This is a genomic window from Acinetobacter seifertii, from assembly GCF_000368065.1.
Classification (GTDB): domain Bacteria; phylum Pseudomonadota; class Gammaproteobacteria; order Pseudomonadales; family Moraxellaceae; genus Acinetobacter; species Acinetobacter seifertii.
The window spans coordinates 1,498,865-1,521,263 of sequence record NZ_KB851200.1; the positions used below are offsets into that span (position 1 = coordinate 1,498,865).

Sequence of the window (22,399 nt, forward strand, 5' to 3'; positions counted from 1 at the left end):
ATGGCAATGGTGAGTTTTGGATCACAAGTTGATTTTTCTCTACCTCATATCAAAATTCGTAGTTTAAATAAGTTTTACCAATCGCAGGGTCAAAAACTGCATGCTTTAAAAGAGATTAACCTTGATATTCCTCAAGGTAAGATTTTAGGCATTATTGGTAAAAGTGGTGCCGGAAAATCATCCCTACTCCGCACGTTAAATGGCTTAGAACAAGTAGATACAGGCAGTATTCATATTCATCAACAAAACATTGCTGAATTGAGTCATTCCGAGCTTATTCAAACTCGCCAACGCATTGGAATGATTTTTCAACATTTCAATTTAATGTCTGCAAAAACAGTCTGGGAAAATGTGGCATTGCCCTTAAAAGTTTCCAACTACAACAAAGCAGATATCGATCAACGTGTAAATGAAGTTCTGGCACTCGTAGGTCTTGCAGATAAGTCTGGTCATTATCCATCACAACTTTCAGGCGGACAAAAGCAACGTGTCGGTATTGCACGTGCACTTGTTCACCACCCAGAAATTTTACTGTGTGATGAAGCCACCTCAGCACTTGATCCAGAAAGTACCGCTACTATTTTGGCTTTACTTAAAAAGATTAATCAGGAACTTGGTCTAACGATTGTACTCATCACACACGAAATGCAGGTCATTCGAGAAATTTGTGATCAGGTCGTTGTGATTGACCAAGGTGAAATTGTAGAGGCTGGCCAAGTCTGGTCTGTATTTTCACGACCAGAGCAACAAATTACTCAAGAATTGTTAAACCTTGAGCAGATCACTCTGCCTTTTAAAATCAGTCCTCTACCCGATGAAGATTCAACTCATATTATTGTAAAACTGAAATATGAAGCTGAAGCACATCAGGTTCCAGATATTCAAGAACTACTTGCCAGATTTAAAGCACCCGTCAATTTATATCAAAGTCAGGTCGATACCATTCAAGGCCATATTATTGGTTCACTTTTAGTCGGTATTCCTAACGTAGAAATTGATCTTTCATCTATACGACAAGATGCATCAACTACAATTGCACAATTTGAGGTACTTGGCTATGCACGACCAGCTCATTGATTTATTAATTACTGGAACTGTAGATACCTTACTCATGGTAGGTGCATCTGCGTTTATTGCTTTTTTAATTGGCTTACCGATTGCTGTTGTTTTAGTCAGCACTTCTGAGCACGGCATTCATCCTTCACAAAAGATTAATCAGGCTTTGGGTTGGGTCATTAATATTACTCGTTCTGTGCCCTTTCTTATTTTAATGGTTGCACTTATTCCGCTTACTCGCTGGATTGTAGGTACAAGTTATGGCGTTTGGGCAGCCGTTGTTCCCTTAAGTATTGCGGCGATTCCCTTCTTTGCGCGTATTGCAGAAGTCAGCTTACGCGAAGTCGATCAAGGTTTAATTGAAGCTGCACAAGCCATGGGTTGTAACCGTAAACAAATTATTTGGCATGTGCTTTTACCAGAGGCTTTGCCGGGTATTGTGGCGGGCTTTACCGTGACTATTGTGACTATGATTAACTCATCAGCAATTGCAGGTGCTATTGGTGCAGGTGGCTTAGGAGACATCGCATATCGTTATGGTTATCAACGTTTTGATATGCAAATTATGTTAGCTGTAATTTTAGTGCTCATTATTTTAGTCATGCTGGTACAAGCGACTGGTGATGCATTAGCCCAGCAACTTGATAAACGTAAAGTTTAAAAGCAATACAACCCCGCTCTAGCCATGACTTTGTCATGGCTTTCATGTAAAATCAGCGACAATTTTTAATTTACACATTTGTGAGTGGTTTTCATGGGTTTTAATTGCGGTATTGTTGGTCTGCCAAACGTAGGGAAATCTACCCTTTTCAATGCATTAACGAAAGCAGCGATTGCAGCGGAAAACTTCCCTTTCTGTACCATTGAACCAAACACAGGTATTGTTCCTGTACCAGATCCACGTTTAGACAAACTTGCTGCGATTGTTAAACCACAGCGTATTTTGCCAACTACAATGGAATTTGTGGACATTGCAGGTCTTGTTGCTGGTGCATCAAAAGGTGAAGGCTTGGGTAACCAGTTCCTTGCTAACATCCGTGAAACTGATGCGATTGCTCATGTTGTACGTTGTTTCGAAGATGAAAACGTAATTCACGTAAATGGTAAAATTGATCCATTAGACGACATCGCAACCATCAATACTGAACTTGCGCTTGCCGATCTTGAAACTGTTGCCAAAGCAATTTTACGTTTAACTAAAGTTGCTAAAGGCGGTGACAAAGAAGCTGTAGCAACTAAAGCAGTTTTAGAAAAAATCCAACCTTTACTTGACGAAGGTAAACCAGCTCGTGCAGCTGATTTATCTGATGACGAGCGTAAATTAGTTCGTGGTTTTGGTTTAATGACTTTAAAACCAACCATGTATATTGCAAACGTTGCAGAAGATGGTTTTGAAAACAACCCACACTTAGACGCAGTTAAAAAACTTGCGGCTGAAGAAAACGCTATCGTTGTTCCTCTTTGCAACCAGATTGAAGCTGAAATTTCATTATTAGAAGATGAAGATCGTGCTGAATTCTTAGAAGCAATGGGTATGGAAGAACCAGGCTTAAACGTGGTTATTCGTGCCGGTTATGCGCTTTTAGGTTTACAAACTTATTTCACTGCTGGTGTACAAGAAGTACGTGCTTGGACAGTAAAAGTTGGTGCAACCGCTCCTCAAGCAGCTGGTGTGATTCATACCGACTTCGAAAAAGGCTTTATCCGTGCTGAAGTTGTTGCATACGATGACTTTGTACAATACAACGGTGAAAACGGCGCTAAAGAAGCTGGTAAATGGCGTTTAGAAGGTAAAACTTACGTTGTTCAAGACGGCGATGTAATGCACTTCCGTTTTAACGTTTAAGTTAAAGCTAAAAAAGCCCCAATATATTGGGGCTTTTTTATTGTTAATGACTTAAATCCATCGTCTCTCGTTTACTGCGTGCCTCTTGTAAAATACGCTCATGCAAAGGCTTTCTAAAACCCAGCATAAATATAAATTCTGCCAATACAAATAACGGCCCTATCGCGAGTCCAATCACATCATCAACAAAAGCAGGTTTTTTCTTTTCAAAATAATGTCCTACAAACTGAAACACCCATCCCACCACAAAGAAACCAATACTTGCAGCCAACCATTGTCCTAAAGAAAGCTCAGCAATTTGACTCGCCAGTGGATACACAGCAACTAAAATAATTAGCATGAGTAAACCAAATACTTTATCTAAAATAAAGTAATAGATCGTACTAACTGCAATCAGCACCATAGCTAAAGTCAGTTTAAAACTGCCAATATCAACTCCAGCTCTCACTGTTAAACATAAAATTGAAAATACAATAAGTGGAATACCAACAAAATGCGTCAAAATATTTTGATGGTTTAAATGATAAGCCGCATATTTGCTAAGCTGTTGCTCCAGATTTGTCATGAGTGATTCCCTATTCATCTATCTATAGTCATACTGTACAAATAAGGAAAACTTAAAGTTGTCAGCTATTTGACAAAGTAATGATTTTTTCATGGATGGGCTGATATTGGATCTTATTTATATTAATCGACTAAGAGAAAATACATGGTTTAGTTTGCTTCCGGAAGCATTCCAAAACTTTATTCTAGAGCATGGTAAGCAAATTACTTTTGAAAAAAATAGTTATGTGTTCCGCGCTCAAGATATCTTTGATGGCATTTACACTGTGCTTGAAGGCTCAATTAGCTTGGGTTATGTCGATGTAAATGGTAATGAAGCTCTTTCTGCAATTGCTGAGCCAATTATGTGGTTTGGTGAAATATCCCTGATTGACCATGAACCACGTTCACATGATGCCATTGCCTTGAAAAAAAGTACCGTTCTACATATTCCTGCCAAACCATTAAATCAATTACTCAAAGACAATCCGTATTATTGGTACTACTTTGCTCGTTTAACCAGTCAAAAACTCAGATATGTTTTTTTAGAACAGATTGCTATACAAACACGCAGTATTTCTCAAAGACTTGCTCAACGTCTTTTGTTTATTTTGGAAGGTTATGGTAATCACATTCTTATACAAGAAAGACAAATTCATATTTCTCAAGAACAATTAGCAAATATGCTCACTACCTCAAGACAGACTGTTAATCATGAGTTAAACTTATTAGAAAAGCAGAATATTATTAAAATTGCGTTCAGAAAAATTGAAATTTTAGACATAGAAAAGTTAAATTTAATCGCAAAATCTACTAGTTAAATAGATTAAAAAAATCTATATAATAAAAACTTAAAATTAAATTAAAAAATTAGATAACACTGCAAAATAAAACATTGTTCAAACTCTATTTCACAAAATAAATATTCCAAAACAGAATTTTTCATCTTACACTCGAACTGAGCAATAATACTCAACAAGGCGCTGATTAACATGAAAAAATTATCAACAATTCTTACAGCTGGCGTATTGGCAATGTTAAGTGTTTCGGCATTTGCATGTCCAAAAGGAACTCAACTCCAAGGAGGAACTGGACCACATCATAAAGGCGGTAAATGTGTTGCTATGAGCGGCAAAACGACTGCTAAAAAAGAAGCTAAGAAAGATATGAATGAGAAGAAACATGCTGCTATGACTAGCGCGACTAACGCTAAACAAGAAGCAAATCAAGCTACTCATCAAATGAAACAAGATGCTGTAAAAACTGCAAACACTGCTAAGAAACCATAATTAATATTAATTTATGTGTTAAAAAAGCGAGATTTTAAATCTCGCTTTTTTATTACTACCATTATTTCGGAGATGTATTTCCTAAATTTGGGTTATCAATTGCTTCCTTACACTGCTGTTTATCACGTTCGTAGTCTGTTTGTTTTTGAGCAACTGTTTTTTCATTTTCCAGTGTTTCTCGTGCCCATACATCTAGACTAGTTAAGGCTTTTCGGCAAAGTGCATATTTTCCTTCAGTTACCGAATCTGTCATTTTTACGTTAATACGCCAGTCCGTACTCAGCTGACGTAGTGGTTTGCGAACCTTATCATTTATCTGATTAAGCTGTTTTCCATAAACTAAAGGGTCAACAGAGTTAATTAATGTCCATGCCTTTTTCGCATAGACCGTTGCATCATTAGTTAATTTCGGCGCTGGTTTAATTTCAACTTTTTTATCTGGGTTATGTCCATCATCACAACCCTGCAATATAAATGCGCTTGCACTCAGGATGGCGATATAAACTAAATGAGTCTTTGATTTGAACATATCAAACTGCCGAATTAAACATTTCGGCACTATGCTATTAAATTCGGCTACAATACTCAATCTTTCAAGTTTTTATAATTGTTTTACAGCCAAGGTGTATCGTGTCGAATCAACAACAGATGGCTGCTCAAAAAGCAACTTTTTGGCAAGGTGCCAAAGATAGCCAAGCCATCGTACTCACCTATTTACCTGTTTCTTTTGCCTTTGGCGTTTCTGCATCTCAATTTGGTTTCAGTCCTTGGGAAGCATTTTTTCTTTCTTGTTCAATGTATGCTGGTGCAAGCCAATTTCTTGTGGTTGCGCTTTTGGCTAGTGGTTCATCTATTTGGTTAACGGCGCTAACAGTCATTGCACTAGATATTCGCCATGTACTCTATGGCCCAGCACTGTATAACTTAATTCCCAATAAATTAAATCTAAAAAAGACGGCTGTTTGGGCTTGGGGGCTTACAGATGAAGTTTTTGCCAGTGGAATGATTCAACTTTCGCAACGTAAACAGCAGTGGTCTGAATCTTGGATGTTAGGCTTAAGTCTGTTCAGCTGGATGTCTTGGGCAACTGGTTCATTGTTAGGTGGCTTATTTGCAGATCAAGTCGCCCATCTTCCAAAATTTTTACAAGCAGCTTTAGACTTTTTACTACCCGCTTTATTTTTAAGCTTTTTGCTCGCAGCTTTTGAGCGCAAACATACTTTAGTCGTTGCAGTATCTTTGGTCGTTTCAGCCTTGGCATGTTATTGGATTAACTTATCAGCAGCTATTTTTATTGGTATTTTTTCAGGCATTTTAGCTGGTTTATTTAGGCTCTACGGATTATCTGGTGGAATTCAATAATTCATAGATAACCTGTAAAACGGAATAAGTGGTGGAAACTAAAAAAGCAAAGCCATCATTTAGACAGCTTTGCTCTCACTCAATTTAAGCCCAACGATTAAATTCGTGGTGATCAATACCACATGGTTTACGTTCAACCAGATTTAAACAATCACCCTGAAAAACCATTGGTAATTGTTTCTGTAAAGCTGTATTGAATTCCGATGTAGATTCTTTCATTTCATCAAGCAATTTGGTCAATAATGATTGAGCATCTTCACGGTCTCGAAGTAGACGTTTAATTAACGCTTCCTCACATGCGTAACGAGCTTTTAGATACGGCTCAATGATACTAAGAATACGATTAAACTCTTGTGCCAGTACTGGTAAGTGCTCAACTTCAAATTTCGCAGGACTCGGCACACCAGTCACATTACGAAGTGAATACCAAATAGCACTACTGACAGATTGCTTCTGATCTAAATGACCTGCACAGCACCAAATTAAACGCTTAATGTTTAACATGTCATTATTGTTGATGTAGTTGCGTGGGGTAATAGGCTTAGGTGCTTCGTATTTACCTGTTTTACGGATTGATGGAAGAACCTCAGAAGTCACCCATTTCTTGAATTTCTTCGCTTCTGGCTTACGGCTTTTAAGGATTGCTGAGTAAAGTCCAGATTCATTGATAATCGTTAAATCCTGACTTCCAGAGGGGGTACGCAGATTGTGCGTACCCTTTTCATCGTCATCTAAAAAGCGAGTCATGTCACTTGCCATACGGTAATCTAATGCGCTTGCAACATCGGAAGCTACAAACCAAAGCTCACCATTTAGATCAATGATGCGGACGTTGTATTCATTGTGGAAAGTGAATTGTGTTAAACTTGTCATGTCTTTATCTCCTTTGGTTTAGACACAAGCCCCTTGCCTGATTTCGACGTCTGCAAGGGGTTTTCTTTTTCAGGGCTTTTTGCCCTGATGGAGTCATCTTATTTAATATCTTTTGTTGTGTCAATTCTTTTTATTGTGCTATCACAAAAAATAGTAATTATCTTTTATTGTGCTACAATGTTCTAAAATTCAACTTGTGGTGCAGCAATGGAAGTAAAGAATAATGTTGCCTGTTTACGTGTAAAGGCAGGCTTAACGGTTTATGAGCTATCAAAGCGGTGTGGTTTTGTTAGCGGTAGCAGAGTTCTATCAAACTATGTGACAAGAGCTGAGCAGGGACATTCTGTCAAAGTTGATACAGCGTTATCTATATACACCGAACTTAAAAATGCGGGTGTATGTGAGAAGTTTGAAGATGTCTTTTGGCTTTCTGACGAAGGATAGCTCTATTCATGACCGACATCCTAGATCTTTCAAACTGGACAGTATTAGATGCCAAGCATGGTGATGAACTGATTATTGAGGCTGAATACACACGGTATCCTGATGCTTGCCCAAAATGTAATAGCTCAATCTATAAGCATGGAACTAAAACAGTTGCATACCGTGATGCCCCAGTTCGAGGTAAACCAGTTGTCATCCACGCCATTTTAAGGCGTTTTAGATGTCGTGATTGTCGTTTCACCTTTACTCAACCTACCAATGCAATGCATCCAGAAATGCGCATGACATGGCGCTGTGTTGAGCATATTCAAGATTACTGTTTACGTGACACATTCGTTAATGTCGGACACTACATAGGCTGTGACGATAAAACCATTCGCACAATTGCCAATAATTACATCGAATGCTTAAACAAAGCATATAAGCCCGATCTAGAAGGTTGGATTGGTATAGATGAAACGACTATCGATGTGAACCGTACCGGGTTTGTCGGAGACCACTTTTCTTGAGAGAATGTCCCGATGAAAAAAGTAAAATACACCCCTGAAATCAGAGATAGAGCGGTTCAATTATTGATTGAATCCGAAAAAGATTATCCTTCTACTTGGGCTGCAATCACAGCAATTGCTCCCAAGATTGGCTGTACTCCTGAAACACTACGTTCCTGGCATCAGAAGCATTTGAATCAACAGAATCCAATTAAAGTACAGCAGCTTTCAGACCAAGAACGCATTAAACAACTTGAACGCGAAAATAAAGAACTGCAGCGAGCCAATGAAATTCTACGTAAAGCAGCTGCTTTTTTCGCCCAGGCGGAGCTCGACCGCCCACACAAATAATGGTGGATTTCATTCATAACCATAAAGACCTATACGGTGTTGAGGCGATTTGTAGAATTCTACCAATCGCAACTTCAACCTATTATCGAACTTTAGATCTTGCGGACAATCCAGAACATCGAGCGAAAAGAGATCTACATGACCTGCATCATGCTGAACAAATTAAACGAATTTGGCAGGAAAGTTCAGGTCGGTATGGTGTACGTAAAGTCTGGCAAAAACTGAAACGGGAAGGTTATATTGTTGCGCGCTGTACAGTTGCTCGATTGATGCAACAGCTAGGAATACAAGGTGTTTGGCGTGGTAAGAACAAACAAACGACACGTAGCAGAGATGATCAAAAACGAGCAGCCGACTTGGTGAAACGGAATTTTAGTGCTGATCATCCAGATCAGCTGTGGGTCGCAGACTTCACATATATTCAAACCCATTCAGGCTGGGTGTATACCGCCTTTATGATTGATGTTTTCTCACGGGCAATTGTTGGCTGGAAAGTATCAACACGGATGAATACAGACATGGTCCTTGATGCACTGGAACAAGCGTTACATGCTCGCGGTATGCCAAAGAATGTAATTCATCATTCCGACAGAGGCGTGCAATACCTTTCTATTCGTTACACCCATCGTTTGGAAGCAGCAAATTTACGAGCATCAGTCGGTACAACTGGTGATTCATACGATAATGCTTTGGCTGAAACGGTGAATGGCTTATACAAAACAGAGGTGATTGAATATTTAAAAGCAGATTGGCAAGGTTTAGCAGATGTACAACTTGCGACACTAAACTGGGTAGATTGGTTCAATAAAAAGCGTGTACACAGTGCACTGGGTTATGTATCGCCTTTTGAGTTTGAAGCAATGTACTATGATAAGATTAACCCGTTAGGTCAGGTGGCCTAACTTAAATAAAAAAGTCTCCGACAAACCCGGTACGGTTCAATGGAAAACTTCGCTTCGTTGTTACCAATGTTGAGCAGCGTCGATACATTGATATGTTTGAAACCCGTGATAAGTCTGCTGTCTCAAATTGGCTACAAGCCAACAGAGATGCTCCAATCGAAGGCTTTGTTATGGATATGTGGAAGCCATATAAGGATGCTATCCGTGTTGTATTCCCCGATACTCCCATTGTAGTTGATAAGTTTCATGTGGTTAGGATGGCAAATCAGGCAATGGATGGTGTTCGTATCCAATTGGCTAAAGATAAGACTAAAGCTGTTGGTAGGGACTGGATGCGTCGCAAATCACTGCTTCGTATGCGCTATAAAGACCTTGATGAGCAAGGTAAATACAATGTCGATATGTGGCTTGCAAATGAGCCACAAGTTGCAATAGCCCACAATCTTAAAGAATTGTTTTACTGTATCTATGACCAAGAAGATCGCAATGATGCAGAACAATTACTTGATGAATGGATTGATATTGTTCCACCTGAGATGAAGAAATCACAGAAAGATTTCAAGCCATTATTAACTGCTATCAAGAACTGGCGAGAAGAAATACTCGCTTACTTCGACAAGCGACTTACCAATGGTTATACCGAAGCAATGAATGGTATTGCAAAGGTGATCAATCGTCATGGTCGTGGCTATAGTTTTGATATGCTGAGAGCTAAATTACTTTTCAAAGATAATCATAAAGAAGTTCTACGGTATTTCTATGATGAACAGCCTCAATATGAGGATGTTCTCTCTGAAGAAGAAATTATAGAAATTCTTGAATCTGAAGGAACATGTAAAGAATGCTCAAGCTACTTATTTATGGATTTAGAATTTGATGGTGTCTACGGAATAGATGGATATTGCACCTCTTGTTTTCACAAGGCAATAGAAGATATGCATCGAGAGTCTGAATATGCTTTCAACTCAGATGATGAATATTTACCAGTGGAAAGTAATTAAGCTTTCCACCACTTATTCCGTAGAGCCTTTATTTAAACACTATGTGCTGAAACAGCATGAAGAGGTTGAAGCCTAATATGAACTTAGAAATTATATTGGTCGGCATTATTGTCGGTATTGCCAATTTTGCTTCACGTTTTGGCCCGTTCTTCGTTATACAAAAACTACAAGGTACTCATCAAAAACGCGGCTCTGTCTGGATAAAAATTGCTTTAGGGAGTATTGGTATCTCTGCCATTAGCGCCATGCTTGTAGTTGCAACTCTCCCCCCTTTACTTGAAACTCCCAACAAGAGCTTCGCAATGTTTATGGGTTTTATAGTTTTAGCAGCTCTTTATTTTAAATTTAAGAAAATTGTTCCAGCGACTTTAACTGCTGCACTCGTTTATGGTTTGATCTACACATATTTACCTTTATAAATAGATAAACTGATCATCCTTATATAATATATAAAGGCTAGAAGTGATTAATAGTAATAGCTTCTAGCATGAAAAACTCATTTTTTTAAATTTATTAAAAGATAACACCATCTAGCGATTAGAGATAAAAATGTCACAAGTTAAAATTTATGCAAATGAACAAACCATCATGCAGTATCGAGAATTGCTTTCTCATGCTATTCATCAGGCTCTTATTGAAGAGTTGAAATATCCTGTCGAGAAAAGATTTCAACGCTTTATGAGTCTCAAACCGGAAAACTTTATCTATCCTTCAGATCGAAGCCAACACTACATCATTATTGAACTTTCAATGTTTGCTGGCAGAAGTACTGAAGCGAAGAAAAGACTCATTCAAACTTTATTTCGTAATATTGAACAGTATTGCAAAATTACCCCACAAGATATTGAAATCACTATTTTTGAAACACCTAAAGAGAATTGGGGCATCCGTGGTCAAAATGCAGATGAAATGCGTCTAAACTATCAGGTTAACGTTTAAAAATTATCTGCATCATTGTCTGACAAAATTCATTTTTTTATGTGTGATAAGGCTTAACTCCACCATAAGTTCTGCTATGCTTAAAAAAATAATTTTGTCAGGATGATTCGCATGAGCGTGACACTCGGTACCCCACTTCAATCTTCTGCATTTAAAGTTTTATTGTTAGGTTCAGGAGAGCTTGGCAAAGAAGTTGTAATTTCCTTACAACGCCTTGGCGTAGAAGTACATGCAGCCGACCGTTATGATCACGCACCAGCTATGCAAGTTGCACATTTTTCTTATGTGTTAAACATGGCTGATCCAACTCAATTAAAACAACTCATTGAAAAAGTTAAACCGAATTTAATTGTTCCAGAAATTGAAGCAATTGCAACCGAGGTTCTGCTTGAAATTGAAGCAAATCAAACCGCTACTGTCATTCCTTCTGCTAAAGCAGTAAACCTGACCATGAACCGTGAAGGTATTCGCCGTCTTGCGGCTGAAGAGCTTGGTTTGCCTACTTCTGCTTATCGCTTTGCTGACTCTTTAGAAAGCTTCCGTGCTGCTTGTGATGACATTGGTTATCCTAATTTTGTAAAACCAGTCATGTCTTCTTCTGGCAAAGGCCAGTCTCGTGTAAAAAGTTTTGATGAAGTTGATGCGGCTTGGGAATATGCGATGCAAGGCGGCCGTGTTAACCAAGGCACAGTCATTATTGAATCTCAAATTGATTTTGATTTTGAAATTACGTTACTCACGGTGCGTGCTAAAAACCCTGAAACTGGTGAAATTGAAACTCACTACTGTGACCCGATTGGTCACCGTCAAGATGCAGGCGATTATGTAGAAAGCTGGCAGCCTCAACCCATGACTCCTGCAGCCCTTGAAGAAGCAAAACGTATTGCAAATAAAGTGACAACAGCACTTGGTGGCTGTGGTATTTTTGGTGTAGAACTATTTATTAAAGGTGACAAAGTTTGGTTCAGTGAAGTCTCACCTCGCCCACACGATACTGGTCTTGTGACTTTAGCATCTCAGTATCAAAGTGAATTTGAATTACATGCACGTGCAATCTTAGGTTTACCTGTAAACACAGCACGCCACAGTGTTGCTGCAAGTGCCGTAATTTATGCTGGAGTAGATGCCAACAATTTAAGTTATAGCAATCTGAATGTAGCTTTAGCTCATCCAGACACAGACTTACGTTTGTTTGGTAAACCAGAAGGCTTCAAACGACGTCGCATGGGTGTTGCAACTGCTCGTGCTGAAAATACTGATCTTGCCCGTACTTTAGCGAAAGAAACCGCTGATCAAGTAATCGTTCAAACAAACTCTTAATTTTTATTTATTGGTAGACCCATTTTCATGATCAATACATCGCCACTGTTGAACTACGTCTCAAGTCATCATGATATTAAAGCCATTAATCAATGGCGAACGGATGTAGAAAAGCAGTTGCAGGATTCATATGAAAATGGGCAATCTATTCGTGACATCATTAAAGCACGTTCAGATTTAGTTGATGAAGCGCTGATCTTTTTATGGAAACATGCTGAACTGGATCAGACAGGTCTAGGCCTTTTCGCTGTAGGTGGTTATGGACGCCGTGAAATGTTGCCCTATTCCGACGTCGATATCATGATTTTGTCAGAACATGAAATTACTGAAGAAAACGAAAAGCGAATTTCTACCTTTATTTCTTCATTATGGGATGTCGGAAACTTTAAACCTGGTATTAGTGTTCGAACTATTCAAAGCTGTGTTGAGCAGGCCGCTACTGATTTAACGGTTGCAACAACACTCATTGAAGCCCGTTTAATTACGGGTAATACTCAGCTTGCAAAATGGCCTCGTCGTATCGTCTCTCAGACTTGGACAGATAAAACCTTTTATGACGCGAAAATGGCAGAACAAGCCAAGCGCTACCATCAACATAACAACACAGAAAGTAACTTAGAGCCTGATATAAAAAATGCTCCGGGTGGTATTCGTGATATTAATCAGATCGGTTGGATTGCTAAACGTCATTTCCGCGTAAACCGTATCTATGATTTAGTACATTTAGGATTCATTTCAGAATTTGAATTAGCCGTTCTAGAAGAAGCTGAAAGTTTCCTTTGGGAAATTCGTCACCATTTGCACCGTTTAGCCAAACGTGATGAAAACCGTCTACTCTTTGACCACCAAAGGGAAATTGCCGCAAAGTTTGGATATGTACGTCAAGAAGGCCAACCTGTCAATTATGGTGTTGAGCAGTTCATGAAGCGCTACTACCGTACTGCACAACAGGTTTCGACACTCAATGAAATGTTACTCGCGTATTTTAGTGAGTCTGTCATTACACCTCGACTACCAAACTATGAACGCAAAATTGAAGTGATTAATGATCATTTTAAAATTGTCGATAACAAACTTGCCGTACAACATCATAAAATATTCGCAGAACATCCAAGCGCTATTTTAGAGTTGTTCTATATTTTAGCGAATCGACCAGATATCGAAGGTATTCGTGCTCGTACTTTGCGTTTACTGATTCTTGCAGCGAAAAGAATTAACCAAAGTTACCGTAATAACCCAGAAAACCAAGCGCTGTTTATGTCAATTATTCGCTCACCATATCGCTTATACGATACATTGGTTGCGATGAAGCGTTATGGTGTTTTAGGAAACTATATTCCTGCTTTTGGGCAAATTATGGGGCTTATGCAATATGACCTGTTCCATATCTATACAGTCGATGCCCACACATTATTATTACTACGTAACTTAAACCGATTTAGAGAACCTGAATTCGCCAAAGAGTTCCCTGTGGTCAGTTCAGTTTTTCAGCGTCTTGCTCGCCAAGATATCGTCTTTATAGCGGCATTATTCCATGACATCGCCAAAGGTCGTGGTGGTGACCATAGTGAACTTGGAGCCGAAGATGCGATTGAGTTTGGCCGTGCACACGGATTTACAGAGCGTGAATGTAAATTAATCGCATGGCTTATTCAAAACCATTTACTCATGTCTTTGACAGCGCAGAAAAAAGATATTTCTGATCCTGATGTCGTAAAAGATTTTGCAGAAAAACTTGGTGATATGGAACATCTCGATTATCTGTACACTTTAACGGTGGCGGATATTAATGCGACAAATCCAAAACTTTGGAACACATGGCGCGCATCCCTCATGCGTCAACTTTATACGCATGCTCGTGATGTAATTCGTACTGGCTTAGGCCGCCCTGTTGACTACCAAATGCTGATTGAAGATACGAAATTTGCAGCAAGTGAATTACTGGTAAATAACTTCGCATTGGCAGATGTCGAAAAGGTATGGCAAGAACTTGGTGATGAATACTTCATTAAAGAATCTGCCGATGAAATTGCATGGCATACGCAAGCAATCTTAAAACACGGCGATAATCCTGAACCATTAGTACTTTTACGTGCTCATCGTAAAGCTGCCCAAGATGCCGTTCAAATCTTTATTTATACACGTGATCAGCCAAACCTGTTTGCGACTACAGTTGCAGTGTTAGATCGCATGAATTTAGATGTTCAAGATGCAAAAATTATCACAGCAATTACCGCATTTAGCTTAGATACCTATGTTGTACTTGATCGTTTTGGCACATTGCTGACTGATCCTGAACGTGAAGAAACCGTTAAAACAGCATTAGTGAAGGCACTTAGCCAACCAGATCAATATCCGGGACTCATGCAACGCCGTATCCCGCGTCAATTGCGTCACTTTGATATTGAAAATACAGTCGACGTAACATTAAATGAAGCTTTACAGCAGAACATGGTCGAAATTTCAACACTTGACCATCCTGGCCTACTTGCACGTGTAGGTGGTTTATTTATGATGCAAGGTTTAGACATCCATTCAGCTCGAATTGCAACTTTAGGTGAACGTGCAGAAGATATTTTCTTTGTCACCAAAAAAGATGGAAAACCGCTAAATCATGAAGAGGTCAAACTCTTCTCGGAAAAACTGAAAGCTGCATTAGATGAAGCATCTAATCAAATTTGTCAGCACTGAAACTCAACTACTTGGTAACTGTTTAATGAACTCTAGCTTGTCGTTATTACATCCGTATCCGTTTGAAAAGTTAAACCAACTTTTTAAGGATACTACTCCTGCTAATCTCCCTTTGATTCCTCTATCAATTGGTGAACCTAAGCACCCAGCACCAGAGTTTGTTAAACAGGCTATTATTGATAACTTCAACCATCTATCAACTTATCCAAACAGCAAAGGTTTACCTGAACTTCGCCAAAGCATTGCAAACTGGTTAACTCAGCGTTTTAAACTTAACAGTATTAGCGCTGAAAACCACATTTTGCCAGTGTCTGGTACGCGTGAAGGGATTTTCTCTTTTGTTCAAGCTTTGATTAATCGTGAAGATGCACCATATGTGGTAATGCCTAACCCGTTTTATCAAATTTATGAAGGTGCAGCGTTACTTGCAGGTGCAAAGCCATATTTCATTAATTGCACAGAAGAAAACGGTTACTTAGGCGATTTTGATGCTGTGCCAGCCGAAGTGTGGGAAAAGACAGCCCTTCTTTTTGTATGTACTCCGGGTAATCCAACAGGTACGGTGCTTTCTAAAGAGCAATTTAAAAAGCTGATTGCTTTATCAGATCAATATAATTTTGTGATTGCTTCTGATGAATGCTATTCAGAACTTTGGTTCGACCAAGCACCTACAGGTTTATTAGAAGTTTGTGCTGAACTTGGACGAGATGACTACAAAAACTGTATCGTATTCCACTCACTTTCAAAGCGTTCTAACTTACCGGGTCTACGTTCAGGTTTTGTAGCTGGTGATGCTGATTTATTAAAACCATATTTGCAATATCGTACCTATCACGGTGCGGCAATGCCAGTACAACACCAGCTTGCTTCAATTGCAGCATGGAATGATGAAGACCATGTTGAAGAAAACCGTAAGCAGTATCGTGCAAAATTTGACTTATTCCAATCTGAGCTAGGCCATTTACTACCATTACAAAAACCGGATGCTGGTTTTTACTACTGGCTAAAAGTAGATAATGATGAAAATTTTGCCAAAATGCTGATGGAAAAAGCACACATTAAAGTTTTACCGGGTCGCTATTTATCTCGTGATACTGAGCAAGGTAACCCTGGCGCCAACCATGTACGCATGGCTTTAGTAGCAGATTTAGCACAATGTGAAGAAGTGGTTAAACGCTTAAAAGCGATTCTTTAAGTCTCTTCTTAGTTGTATAGTCTTTTAACGATTAAGACTATACAACTGGGTTATACACTATTTATATGTAATCAAAAGCGCGGCAAAAATAATAAAAGCAACACTAGAACAATAATATAAACCTGTCGCAGAACGCTTAATTTTGTCTAAAACCCGCCCCTGAGCAAGTAATCCAACCAGCAAAATATTCCAAGCAAGAACAACACCAACCATCCATGTACTCATGAGCAGTTTTTGAATTAAGCTGAACTTATATTGAATTAGCAGCATCAAACTACTATAAAACATAATGTTTTTTGGATTTAGAAGACTAGACTGCACACCTAACATTAAACTTTTAATTTTGTTGTGCTTAATATTGGCTTGATCAATTAAATTGTTTTCTTCAGTTGAGAATGATAAATCACTTGATCTAGCAGCGTTAAAGCAAAGAAAACTCAAATAAGCTAAATAAGCCGCACCAAGCCATTTAAAAAGTGTAAGGAGGCCACTACTCAAATCTCCAAGCAACATAAAACCAAACAAACATACGACTAAAATTAATGCATTCCCTAAAGTGATTCCTAGAACAACACCATAAGTATAATGGCGTCCTTTTTGCAAAAGGCTCGTGAGAATAAGAAAGAAATCTGGTCCCGGTGATAACAGTGCTAAAAAATGAGTAAATGCAATAACTAAAAAAACGTCCATAACAGCTTCATCTATAAAACAGTATGGAAAATCTTAAAAATAGGAACTTATTATTTCTTGTAAATTATTGCGCGACTGCAAGTTGAAACTGTCGAGGAGTAACTCCAGTATGGGCTTTAAATGCTTTATGAAAATGACTTTGATCACTAAAGCCTAAATTAACAGCCAGCTCTACGAGTGAAATCCCCTGTTTAAGGAGTTCCCGAGCTTGGTTAATCTTTAAATTAATTTGAAATGCATGCGGAGTTAGACCGACATTTGCTTTAAATAGCCGAATGATTGCATAACGACTCAGGCCAACCTGCTGTGCAAGTTCTTCAAGGGAAATAAAACTCTCAGAAGAAGTAACGGCCTCAACTAAATCTAGAAAATCTTTATATAAGTACTGCGGTTTTTCTATTTCTTCTAAAATAAAATGCGGCAACAACAAGCCCATAAGACAATCAAGAAGTGATTGTTCCTTTTCAAGAATTAGCTTTTGATCATCAAAAAGCGCATCATTCATTTCAGTAAAAGCTTTATAGAAAGTTTCATCCCTTATGATGAGAGGCTTATGTTGAGGTAGATGCAAATCAAAGCCTTGCTGTTGAAATTCAGAATACAACTGACTTAACCACATTATATCCAGATGCAGCATTTGATAACTCCAAGCCTCATTTGGTTTAGGGTTACAAGAATGTTCAATATGGGCAGGTACAATAACTAAAGTACCCGCCGATATCTCTTGAGCAGTGCCAAAAGAACTTTGAAAAATGCTATTCCCTTCGTCTACCACACCAATTGAAAATGTTGGATGGCTATGAGACTTATAACATGTCCGGCTACGACACGACTTTCGAGTTTCAACATAAGGCATTCGCCGATCTTGCCAAAACTCGAAAGTTTGAGGAATAGCATTCATTAAATTAATTAGCCTGCTAATGCTTTTTCAATATCAGCTTCTAAAGCTTCAGGTTTAGTCGTAGGTGCATAACGATTCAAAACTGAACCATCTTTACCGACCAGAAACTTGGTAAAGTTCCATTTAATCGTACTACTGCCTAAAATCCCTTTAGCTTCACGTGTTAAATATCTAAAAATTACATGCGCTTCAGGCCCTTTTACATCGACTTTCGCAAACATAGGGAACTTAACCCCATAGTTTCGCTGGCAGAAAGCCCCAATCTCTTTATTATTACCTGGATCTTGCCCACCAAACTGGTTGCAGGGAAAACCTAAAACTTCTAAACCTTGATCTTTATATTTTTCATAAAGTTTTTCGAGGCCAGCAAACTGTGGAGTAAAACCACATTTACTGGCGGTATTTACAATTAATAAAACTTTACCTTTGTAATCAGCAAATTGCTTAATATCACCTTCTAACAATTCAGCTTCAAACTGATAAATGTTACTCATGGATAAGTTTCCTCGTCATTTTTTTCTTGTGTTTTAAGTTGTAATGATGCCGAGTTCACACAATAGCGCAAACCTGTCGGCTGTGGTCCATCTTCAAAAACATGCCCAAGATGAGCTTCGCAATCATGACAAACAATTTCTGTTCTGACCATACCATGCGTTAAATCTTCATGTTCTTCAATTACTGTTCCATTCACTGGACGAAAGAAACTTGGCCAACCGCAACCACTATCATATTTTGCATCTGACGAGAACAATTCAGCGCCACAGCAACGACAAACATAGGTACCATGTTGCTTAGTGTTCCAGTATTGCCCCGTAAAAGCTGGTTCAGTGCCCTTTTGTCGTGTTATCCGATATTCTTCTGGTGATAACTCTCTTTGCCATTCCCGGTCTGTTTTATTAACTTTTCCCATGACATGCACCTTTTATTCTGATGTAAACATAAATTGATAATCGTGTTTTATATTTACGCCATTCGTCAAAAAAACACTAGTCTCTGAACGTAAAATTTGTTGGAATTTAATCATCTAAGTAACAGTAAGCAAAAAGCAAGCAAATAACAAAAACAAAAGTAAGCAAAATTATGTTTTATTTCCTTTCAAGGAAGCAAAGATGGTGCTATTCTTGTTTGGCACGGTTGTATAGGACAAAACATGTCTCAGAAAAAAAGTGTGCTTTTCCAGCAACTATTACCAGTTATCAAACAGTATCAGCAATCGGGTTTTACCCACGAAAGAATTGTTGAATTACTAAAAGATCAACATGATCTAAATTTGGTAACAGTTAAAACATTTAAAAGTTATTTATACCGATATGCAAAAGTGAATCCAGCTATGTCTAAAAATACTGCTACTCTCCAATCCATGCCAACTTCTCGGGAAATTAAGAAATCATCGAAGCTTGAGCATGTTTGCTATGACATTCGCGGGCCTGTATTACGAGCCGCCAATGAAATGGAAGAGCAAGGACATAAAATCATTAAGCTAAATATCGGCAACCCTGCTCCATTTGGTTTTGAAGCACCACAAGAAATTATTAATGACGTTGCTTTAAACCTACCAAATGCAATTGGCTATGTTGATTCGAAAGGTATCTTTCCAGCACGTAAAGCGATCTGTCAGTACTACCAACAAAAAGGTATCCTAAATATGCACGTAAATGACGTGTATATTGGTAACGGCGTATCTGAACTGATTGTCATGGCGATGCAAGGCTTACTTGATGATGGCGATGAAATGCTAATTCCAATGCCAGATTATCCGCTTTGGACAGCAGCCGTTAATCTTTCGGGTGGTACTGCCATTCACTATAAATGTGATGAAGAAAATAGCTGGTATCCAGATATTGCTGACATTGAAAGTAAAATTACTTCAAATACACGTGGTATTGTGATTATTAACCCAAATAATCCAACTGGTTCAGTATATCCACGTCACGTGCTTGAACAAATTGTGGCTCTTGCCAAGAAATACGATTTGATTTTATTTGCTGACGAAATTTACGACAAAATTGTTTATGACGGAATTGAGCACGTTTCAGTTGCCTCTTTAGCTGGCGATCAGCTATGTATTTCATTCAATGGTTTATCAAAAGCTTATCGTATTGCGGGTTTCCGTTCAGGATGGATGGCAATTACAGGTGATAAAAGCCGTGCAGCAGATTATATTGAAGGCTTAGATATGTTGGCGTCTATGCGTCTATGCGCAAACGTACAAGCTCAATATGCAATCCAAACTGCGCTTGGTGGTTATCAGTCTATTAATGACTTAATCCGCCCGGGTGGCCGCCTCTATGAACAGCGCAATATCGCTTGGGAAATGTTAAATGAAATCCCAGGTGTAAGCTGTGTTAAACCAGAAGGTGCAATGTATTGCTTCCCACGACTTGATCCTAATATTTACCCAATCGAAGACGATGAAAAGTTAATGTTAGATTTACTTCGTGCCGAAAAAGTACTTTTAGTGCAAGGAACAGGCTTTAACTGGCCAACTCCAGACCATTTCCGTGTTGTTTTCTTACCAGCAGAAAATGAATTACGTGAAGCAATTGGTCGTTTAGGTCGTTTCTTAGCCAATCGCCGTTAAAAAAATGCATAATCAAAAAGGCATCTTAAATTAGATGCCTTTTTCATTTTTATATAATCCATGCATATATTTAAAAATACATAAGACCCAATTTAAATATTATTAAAAACTGACACAATATTTTGATTTTCATTAATTTTTAATAAATTTAATTTATATTAGTTCCCAATTAAAAATAAACTCATATTTTTTACCATTCGATTAAATTATTATAATTTTCCTCATTTTCCATTTTAGCTATTATGCAAAAAATGCATGAGTTGATATTTTTTTGCATTTCACACTACTTCAAAATAGAGCAACAATCCCTTTCCATAACAACATCATCATATTCGATTCGGTTAACACTGATGCAGATTTAGGAAGATGAAATCAGTTAAAGGATCGAACTGAACTTACAAGGAAAGCTTTTCAATCATCTCTAGCCCATCTAAAAGATGATTGAACCCAAAGGATAGAGGTTCATATGAAGCAAAAGAAATTGCTCAAGTATATTGTGGTTGCCATTTTATTCGGAGTATTGACGGGTTGGATCTGTCACCACTTCTTTAATGAAGGTGATCAACTGAAGCAAATCGCTTCTTATTTTAATATCATCACAGATATATTTTTACGTCTTATCAAAATGATTATTGCTCCATTGGTATTTGCCACAATTGTTTCTGGCATTGTTTCAATGGGTAAATCGACTTCAATTGGTAGCATTACACTCAAGTCAATGACTTGGTTCATTACTGCTTCCTTTGTCTCACTAGCCATCGGTATGGGCTTAGCCAATTTTTTCCAACCTGGCGCAGCTCTAAATTTAGTATTACCGACAGCTCAAGAACTCAGTAGCGCTTCTCTCCCAGCGACTACTGGCTTTACACTGCAGTCATTTATAAGCCACGTATTCCCGCGCAGTATTGCTGAGGCGATGGCTAATAATGACATTTTACAAGTCCTAGTTTTTGCAATTTTCTTTGGCTCAGCTTTAGCTTTTGTTAATCAAGGCAAAGAACAAGACTCGGTTATTATTCGCTTGACCGAAGAACTTAGCAAAATCATGTTCCGTATCACTGATTACGTCATGAAATTTGCACCTGTCGCAGTTTTTGCAGCAATTGCATCTGCAATTACTGTACAAGGCTTAGGCTTAATTGTTGACTACGGTATTTTAATTGCAGAGTTCTACTTCGGCCTTTTATTACTGTGGGTTATTTTATTCTCGGTAGGTGCGATCGTACTCAAAAAGGATATCTTCCGCTTAGGCAAATTAATTCGTGAACCTGTAACCCTTGCTTTTGCTACAGCTTCGAGCGAATCAGCTTATCCAAAAGTTATGGATGCCCTAAATAAATTTGGTGTACCAAAGAAAGTCACAAGCTTCGTTTTACCTTTGGGTTATTCATTTAACCTAGATGGTTCAATGATGTACACCACCTTTGCAGTACTCTTTATTGCACAGGCCTACCATATTGACCTTAGCTTTACTCAACAAATCTTGATTTTGTTAACTCTTATGGTGACAAGTAAAGGTATTGCTGGTGTTTCAAGAGCTTCTATTGTCGTAATTTCTGCAACACTAACCATGTTCCATTTACCTGAAGCCGGCATTTTATTACTGCTCGGAATTGACCAATTCCTTGATATGGGCCGTACTGCAACAAATGTAGTCGGTAATAGTATTGCAACAGCTGTAGTGGCTAAACTTGAAGGTGAAAAAGTAGCTGATACTGAAGAATTACCAGAGACAGTATTAATTAAATCAACTCAAGAACAAACGACTGCTTAAGTCTATATTTTCTCCCACTCTCCCAATTTCAGAGCAATTTTATATGACCTTATAAAATTGCTCTTTTTTTTGCTCTAAAATTTAACAGTAGAAACTTACGAGTATTTTCATATTAAATAAAGGTAGAAAAATTAGATTCCAATCACTATTAAA

At 38.3% G+C, this 22,399-nt stretch carries 24 protein-coding genes and 1 other annotated feature; of the genes, 17 read left to right on the top strand and 7 right to left on the bottom strand.

Annotated elements, in window-relative coordinates; translation table 11 throughout:
* From F985_RS14520 to ychF, 3 genes are all read left to right on the top strand, one after another.
* A complete protein-coding gene (locus F985_RS14520) occupies positions 1–1,077 on the top strand; it encodes a methionine ABC transporter ATP-binding protein (RefSeq protein WP_081401296.1) in 1,077 nt (358 codons plus the stop codon).
* Positions 1,058–1,717, top strand: coding sequence for a methionine ABC transporter permease (locus F985_RS14525; RefSeq protein ID WP_004702153.1), 660 nt, complete (start codon positions 1,058–1,060; stop codon positions 1,715–1,717). The genes F985_RS14520 and F985_RS14525 overlap by 20 nt, the downstream gene beginning before the upstream one ends.
* A gap of 93 nt (positions 1,718–1,810) precedes the next feature.
* On the top strand, positions 1,811–2,902 hold the full coding sequence (ychF, locus tag F985_RS14530; protein ID WP_004642544.1) for a redox-regulated ATPase YchF: 1,092 nt from the start codon (positions 1,811–1,813) through the stop codon (positions 2,900–2,902).
* A 43-nt stretch (positions 2,903–2,945) separates the two neighbouring features.
* Here the strand turns inward: ychF and F985_RS14535 are convergent, their stop codons facing one another.
* A complete protein-coding gene (locus F985_RS14535) occupies positions 2,946–3,467 on the bottom strand; it encodes an Mpo1 family 2-hydroxy fatty acid dioxygenase (RefSeq protein WP_004702156.1) in 522 nt (173 codons plus the stop codon).
* 91 nt (positions 3,468–3,558) lie between these two features.
* Between F985_RS14535 and F985_RS14540 the strand changes: the two genes are divergently transcribed.
* Both F985_RS14540 and F985_RS14545 read left to right on the top strand, forming a co-directional pair.
* Positions 3,559–4,266, top strand: a complete 708-nt coding sequence (locus F985_RS14540) for a Crp/Fnr family transcriptional regulator (protein WP_004702157.1) — start codon at positions 3,559–3,561, stop codon at positions 4,264–4,266.
* Positions 4,267–4,437: 171 nt separating this feature from the next.
* On the top strand, positions 4,438–4,734 hold the full coding sequence (locus F985_RS14545; RefSeq protein ID WP_004702158.1) for a hypothetical protein: 297 nt from the start codon (positions 4,438–4,440) through the stop codon (positions 4,732–4,734).
* Between the two features lie 61 nt (positions 4,735–4,795).
* Here the strand turns inward: F985_RS14545 and F985_RS14550 are convergent, their stop codons facing one another.
* A complete protein-coding gene (locus tag F985_RS14550; protein WP_004702159.1) occupies positions 4,796–5,263 on the bottom strand; it encodes a hypothetical protein in 468 nt (155 codons plus the stop codon).
* A gap of 119 nt (positions 5,264–5,382) precedes the next feature.
* On the opposite strand from F985_RS14550, the gene F985_RS14555 reads away from it, so the two are divergent.
* Positions 5,383–6,096: an AzlC family ABC transporter permease gene (locus F985_RS14555; protein WP_081401297.1), complete on the top strand. Its 714-nt coding sequence runs from the start codon at positions 5,383–5,385 to the stop codon at positions 6,094–6,096.
* 84 nt (positions 6,097–6,180) lie between these two features.
* On the opposite strand, the gene F985_RS14560 is transcribed toward F985_RS14555, so the two are convergent.
* Entirely contained in the window at positions 6,181–6,969 is a 789-nt protein-coding gene (locus tag F985_RS14560) for a BRO family protein (RefSeq protein WP_004702161.1), read from the bottom strand.
* A gap of 207 nt (positions 6,970–7,176) precedes the next feature.
* On the opposite strand from F985_RS14560, the gene F985_RS14565 reads away from it, so the two are divergent.
* From F985_RS14565 to dapC, 9 genes are all read left to right on the top strand, one after another.
* Entirely contained in the window at positions 7,177–7,413 is a 237-nt protein-coding gene (locus F985_RS14565; RefSeq protein ID WP_004702163.1) for a hypothetical protein, read from the top strand.
* Between the two features lie 8 nt (positions 7,414–7,421).
* The gene (locus F985_RS14570) at positions 7,422–7,922 is read left to right on the top strand and encodes a transposase family protein (RefSeq protein ID WP_004702164.1); all 501 of its coding nucleotides are present in this window, start codon (positions 7,422–7,424) and stop codon (positions 7,920–7,922) included.
* A 12-nt stretch (positions 7,923–7,934) separates the two neighbouring features.
* Positions 7,935–9,154 (top strand): IS3 family transposase gene (locus F985_RS14580; protein WP_085945696.1). Its coding sequence is split into 2 segments (ribosomal slippage): positions 7,935–8,211 and positions 8,211–9,154, totalling 1,221 coding nucleotides; the frame shifts between segments, so codons are not numbered across the junction.
* Positions 8,210–8,326: a sequence feature (AL1L pseudoknot), on the top strand. Its footprint overlaps the gene before it by 117 nt.
* Positions 9,155–9,159: 5 nt before the next feature.
* Positions 9,160–10,155, top strand: a complete 996-nt coding sequence (locus tag F985_RS0104460; RefSeq protein WP_409360313.1) for an ISL3 family transposase — start codon at positions 9,160–9,162, stop codon at positions 10,153–10,155.
* A gap of 77 nt (positions 10,156–10,232) precedes the next feature.
* Positions 10,233–10,574, top strand: coding sequence for an L-valine transporter subunit YgaH (ygaH, locus tag F985_RS14585; RefSeq protein ID WP_004702171.1), 342 nt, complete (start codon positions 10,233–10,235; stop codon positions 10,572–10,574).
* 130 nt (positions 10,575–10,704) lie between these two features.
* Positions 10,705–11,094: a tautomerase family protein gene (locus tag F985_RS14590; RefSeq protein WP_004702172.1), complete on the top strand. Its 390-nt coding sequence runs from the start codon at positions 10,705–10,707 to the stop codon at positions 11,092–11,094.
* A 102-nt stretch (positions 11,095–11,196) separates the two neighbouring features.
* Complete coding sequence (gene purT / locus F985_RS14595) at positions 11,197–12,414, top strand: formate-dependent phosphoribosylglycinamide formyltransferase (RefSeq protein ID WP_077168466.1); 1,218 nt, start codon at positions 11,197–11,199, stop codon at positions 12,412–12,414.
* Positions 12,415–12,441: 27 nt separating this feature from the next.
* Positions 12,442–15,105: a [protein-PII] uridylyltransferase gene (gene glnD / locus F985_RS14600; RefSeq protein ID WP_004702176.1), complete on the top strand. Its 2,664-nt coding sequence runs from the start codon at positions 12,442–12,444 to the stop codon at positions 15,103–15,105.
* Positions 15,106–15,130: 25 nt separating this feature from the next.
* Positions 15,131–16,300 carry a succinyldiaminopimelate transaminase gene (gene dapC, locus F985_RS14605; protein WP_025469151.1) on the top strand — a complete coding sequence of 390 codons (1,170 nt, stop codon included), beginning with the start codon at positions 15,131–15,133 and terminating at the stop codon, positions 16,298–16,300.
* A 57-nt stretch (positions 16,301–16,357) separates the two neighbouring features.
* On the opposite strand, the gene F985_RS14610 is transcribed toward dapC, so the two are convergent.
* From F985_RS14610 to msrB, 4 genes are all read right to left on the bottom strand, one after another.
* Complete coding sequence (locus tag F985_RS14610) at positions 16,358–16,990, bottom strand: LysE family translocator (RefSeq protein ID WP_004702181.1); 633 nt, start codon at positions 16,988–16,990, stop codon at positions 16,358–16,360.
* 64 nt (positions 16,991–17,054) lie between these two features.
* Complete coding sequence (locus tag F985_RS14615) at positions 17,055–17,900, bottom strand: AraC family transcriptional regulator (RefSeq protein ID WP_025469152.1); 846 nt, start codon at positions 17,898–17,900, stop codon at positions 17,055–17,057.
* A complete protein-coding gene (locus F985_RS14620; RefSeq protein ID WP_004702185.1) occupies positions 17,900–18,385 on the bottom strand; it encodes a glutathione peroxidase in 486 nt (161 codons plus the stop codon). Before F985_RS14620 ends, F985_RS14615 begins: the two co-directional genes overlap by 1 nt.
* Complete coding sequence (msrB, locus tag F985_RS14625; protein ID WP_004702186.1) at positions 18,382–18,801, bottom strand: peptide-methionine (R)-S-oxide reductase MsrB; 420 nt, start codon at positions 18,799–18,801, stop codon at positions 18,382–18,384. The genes F985_RS14620 and msrB overlap by 4 nt, the downstream gene beginning before the upstream one ends.
* Before the next feature lie 240 nt (positions 18,802–19,041).
* Here msrB and F985_RS14630 point away from each other — a divergent pair, with 240 nt between their 5' ends.
* Both F985_RS14630 and F985_RS14635 read left to right on the top strand, forming a co-directional pair.
* Positions 19,042–20,472: a pyridoxal phosphate-dependent aminotransferase gene (locus tag F985_RS14630; protein WP_004702188.1), complete on the top strand. Its 1,431-nt coding sequence runs from the start codon at positions 19,042–19,044 to the stop codon at positions 20,470–20,472.
* Between the two features lie 466 nt (positions 20,473–20,938).
* The gene (locus F985_RS14635) at positions 20,939–22,246 is read left to right on the top strand and encodes a dicarboxylate/amino acid:cation symporter (RefSeq protein ID WP_004702190.1); all 1,308 of its coding nucleotides are present in this window, start codon (positions 20,939–20,941) and stop codon (positions 22,244–22,246) included.
* Positions 22,247–22,399: the final 153 nt, after the last annotated feature.

Bases quoted from the DNA above. Each gene is read 5' to 3' on its own strand.
- F985_RS14520 (WP_081401296.1), top strand. From the start codon at position 1: ATGGCAATGGTGAGTTTTGGATCACAAGTTGATTTTTCTCTACCTCAT.
- ygaH (WP_004702171.1), top strand. From the start codon at position 10,233: ATGAACTTAGAAATTATATTGGTCGGCATTATTGTCGGTATTGCCAAT.
- F985_RS14535 (WP_004702156.1), bottom strand. From the start codon at position 3,467: ATGACAAATCTGGAGCAACAGCTTAGCAAATATGCGGCTTATCATTTA.
- dapC (WP_025469151.1), top strand. From the start codon at position 15,131: ATGAACTCTAGCTTGTCGTTATTACATCCGTATCCGTTTGAAAAGTTA.
- F985_RS14550 (WP_004702159.1), bottom strand. From the start codon at position 5,263: ATGTTCAAATCAAAGACTCATTTAGTTTATATCGCCATCCTGAGTGCA.
- ychF (WP_004642544.1), top strand. From the start codon at position 1,811: ATGGGTTTTAATTGCGGTATTGTTGGTCTGCCAAACGTAGGGAAATCT.
- F985_RS14545 (WP_004702158.1), top strand. From the start codon at position 4,438: ATGAAAAAATTATCAACAATTCTTACAGCTGGCGTATTGGCAATGTTA.
- purT (WP_077168466.1), top strand. From the start codon at position 11,197: ATGATTCGCATGAGCGTGACACTCGGTACCCCACTTCAATCTTCTGCA.
- glnD (WP_004702176.1), top strand. From the start codon at position 12,442: ATGATCAATACATCGCCACTGTTGAACTACGTCTCAAGTCATCATGAT.
- F985_RS14620 (WP_004702185.1), bottom strand. From the start codon at position 18,385: ATGAGTAACATTTATCAGTTTGAAGCTGAATTGTTAGAAGGTGATATT.
- F985_RS14610 (WP_004702181.1), bottom strand. From the start codon at position 16,990: ATGGACGTTTTTTTAGTTATTGCATTTACTCATTTTTTAGCACTGTTA.
- F985_RS14630 (WP_004702188.1), top strand. From the start codon at position 19,042: ATGTCTCAGAAAAAAAGTGTGCTTTTCCAGCAACTATTACCAGTTATC.
- F985_RS14635 (WP_004702190.1), top strand. From the start codon at position 20,939: ATGAAGCAAAAGAAATTGCTCAAGTATATTGTGGTTGCCATTTTATTC.
- F985_RS14590 (WP_004702172.1), top strand. From the start codon at position 10,705: ATGTCACAAGTTAAAATTTATGCAAATGAACAAACCATCATGCAGTAT.
- F985_RS14555 (WP_081401297.1), top strand. From the start codon at position 5,383: ATGGCTGCTCAAAAAGCAACTTTTTGGCAAGGTGCCAAAGATAGCCAA.
- F985_RS14540 (WP_004702157.1), top strand. From the start codon at position 3,559: ATGGATGGGCTGATATTGGATCTTATTTATATTAATCGACTAAGAGAA.
- F985_RS14570 (WP_004702164.1), top strand. From the start codon at position 7,422: ATGACCGACATCCTAGATCTTTCAAACTGGACAGTATTAGATGCCAAG.
- F985_RS14560 (WP_004702161.1), bottom strand. From the start codon at position 6,969: ATGACAAGTTTAACACAATTCACTTTCCACAATGAATACAACGTCCGC.
- F985_RS14525 (WP_004702153.1), top strand. From the start codon at position 1,058: ATGCACGACCAGCTCATTGATTTATTAATTACTGGAACTGTAGATACC.
- F985_RS14565 (WP_004702163.1), top strand. From the start codon at position 7,177: ATGGAAGTAAAGAATAATGTTGCCTGTTTACGTGTAAAGGCAGGCTTA.
- msrB (WP_004702186.1), bottom strand. From the start codon at position 18,801: ATGGGAAAAGTTAATAAAACAGACCGGGAATGGCAAAGAGAGTTATCA.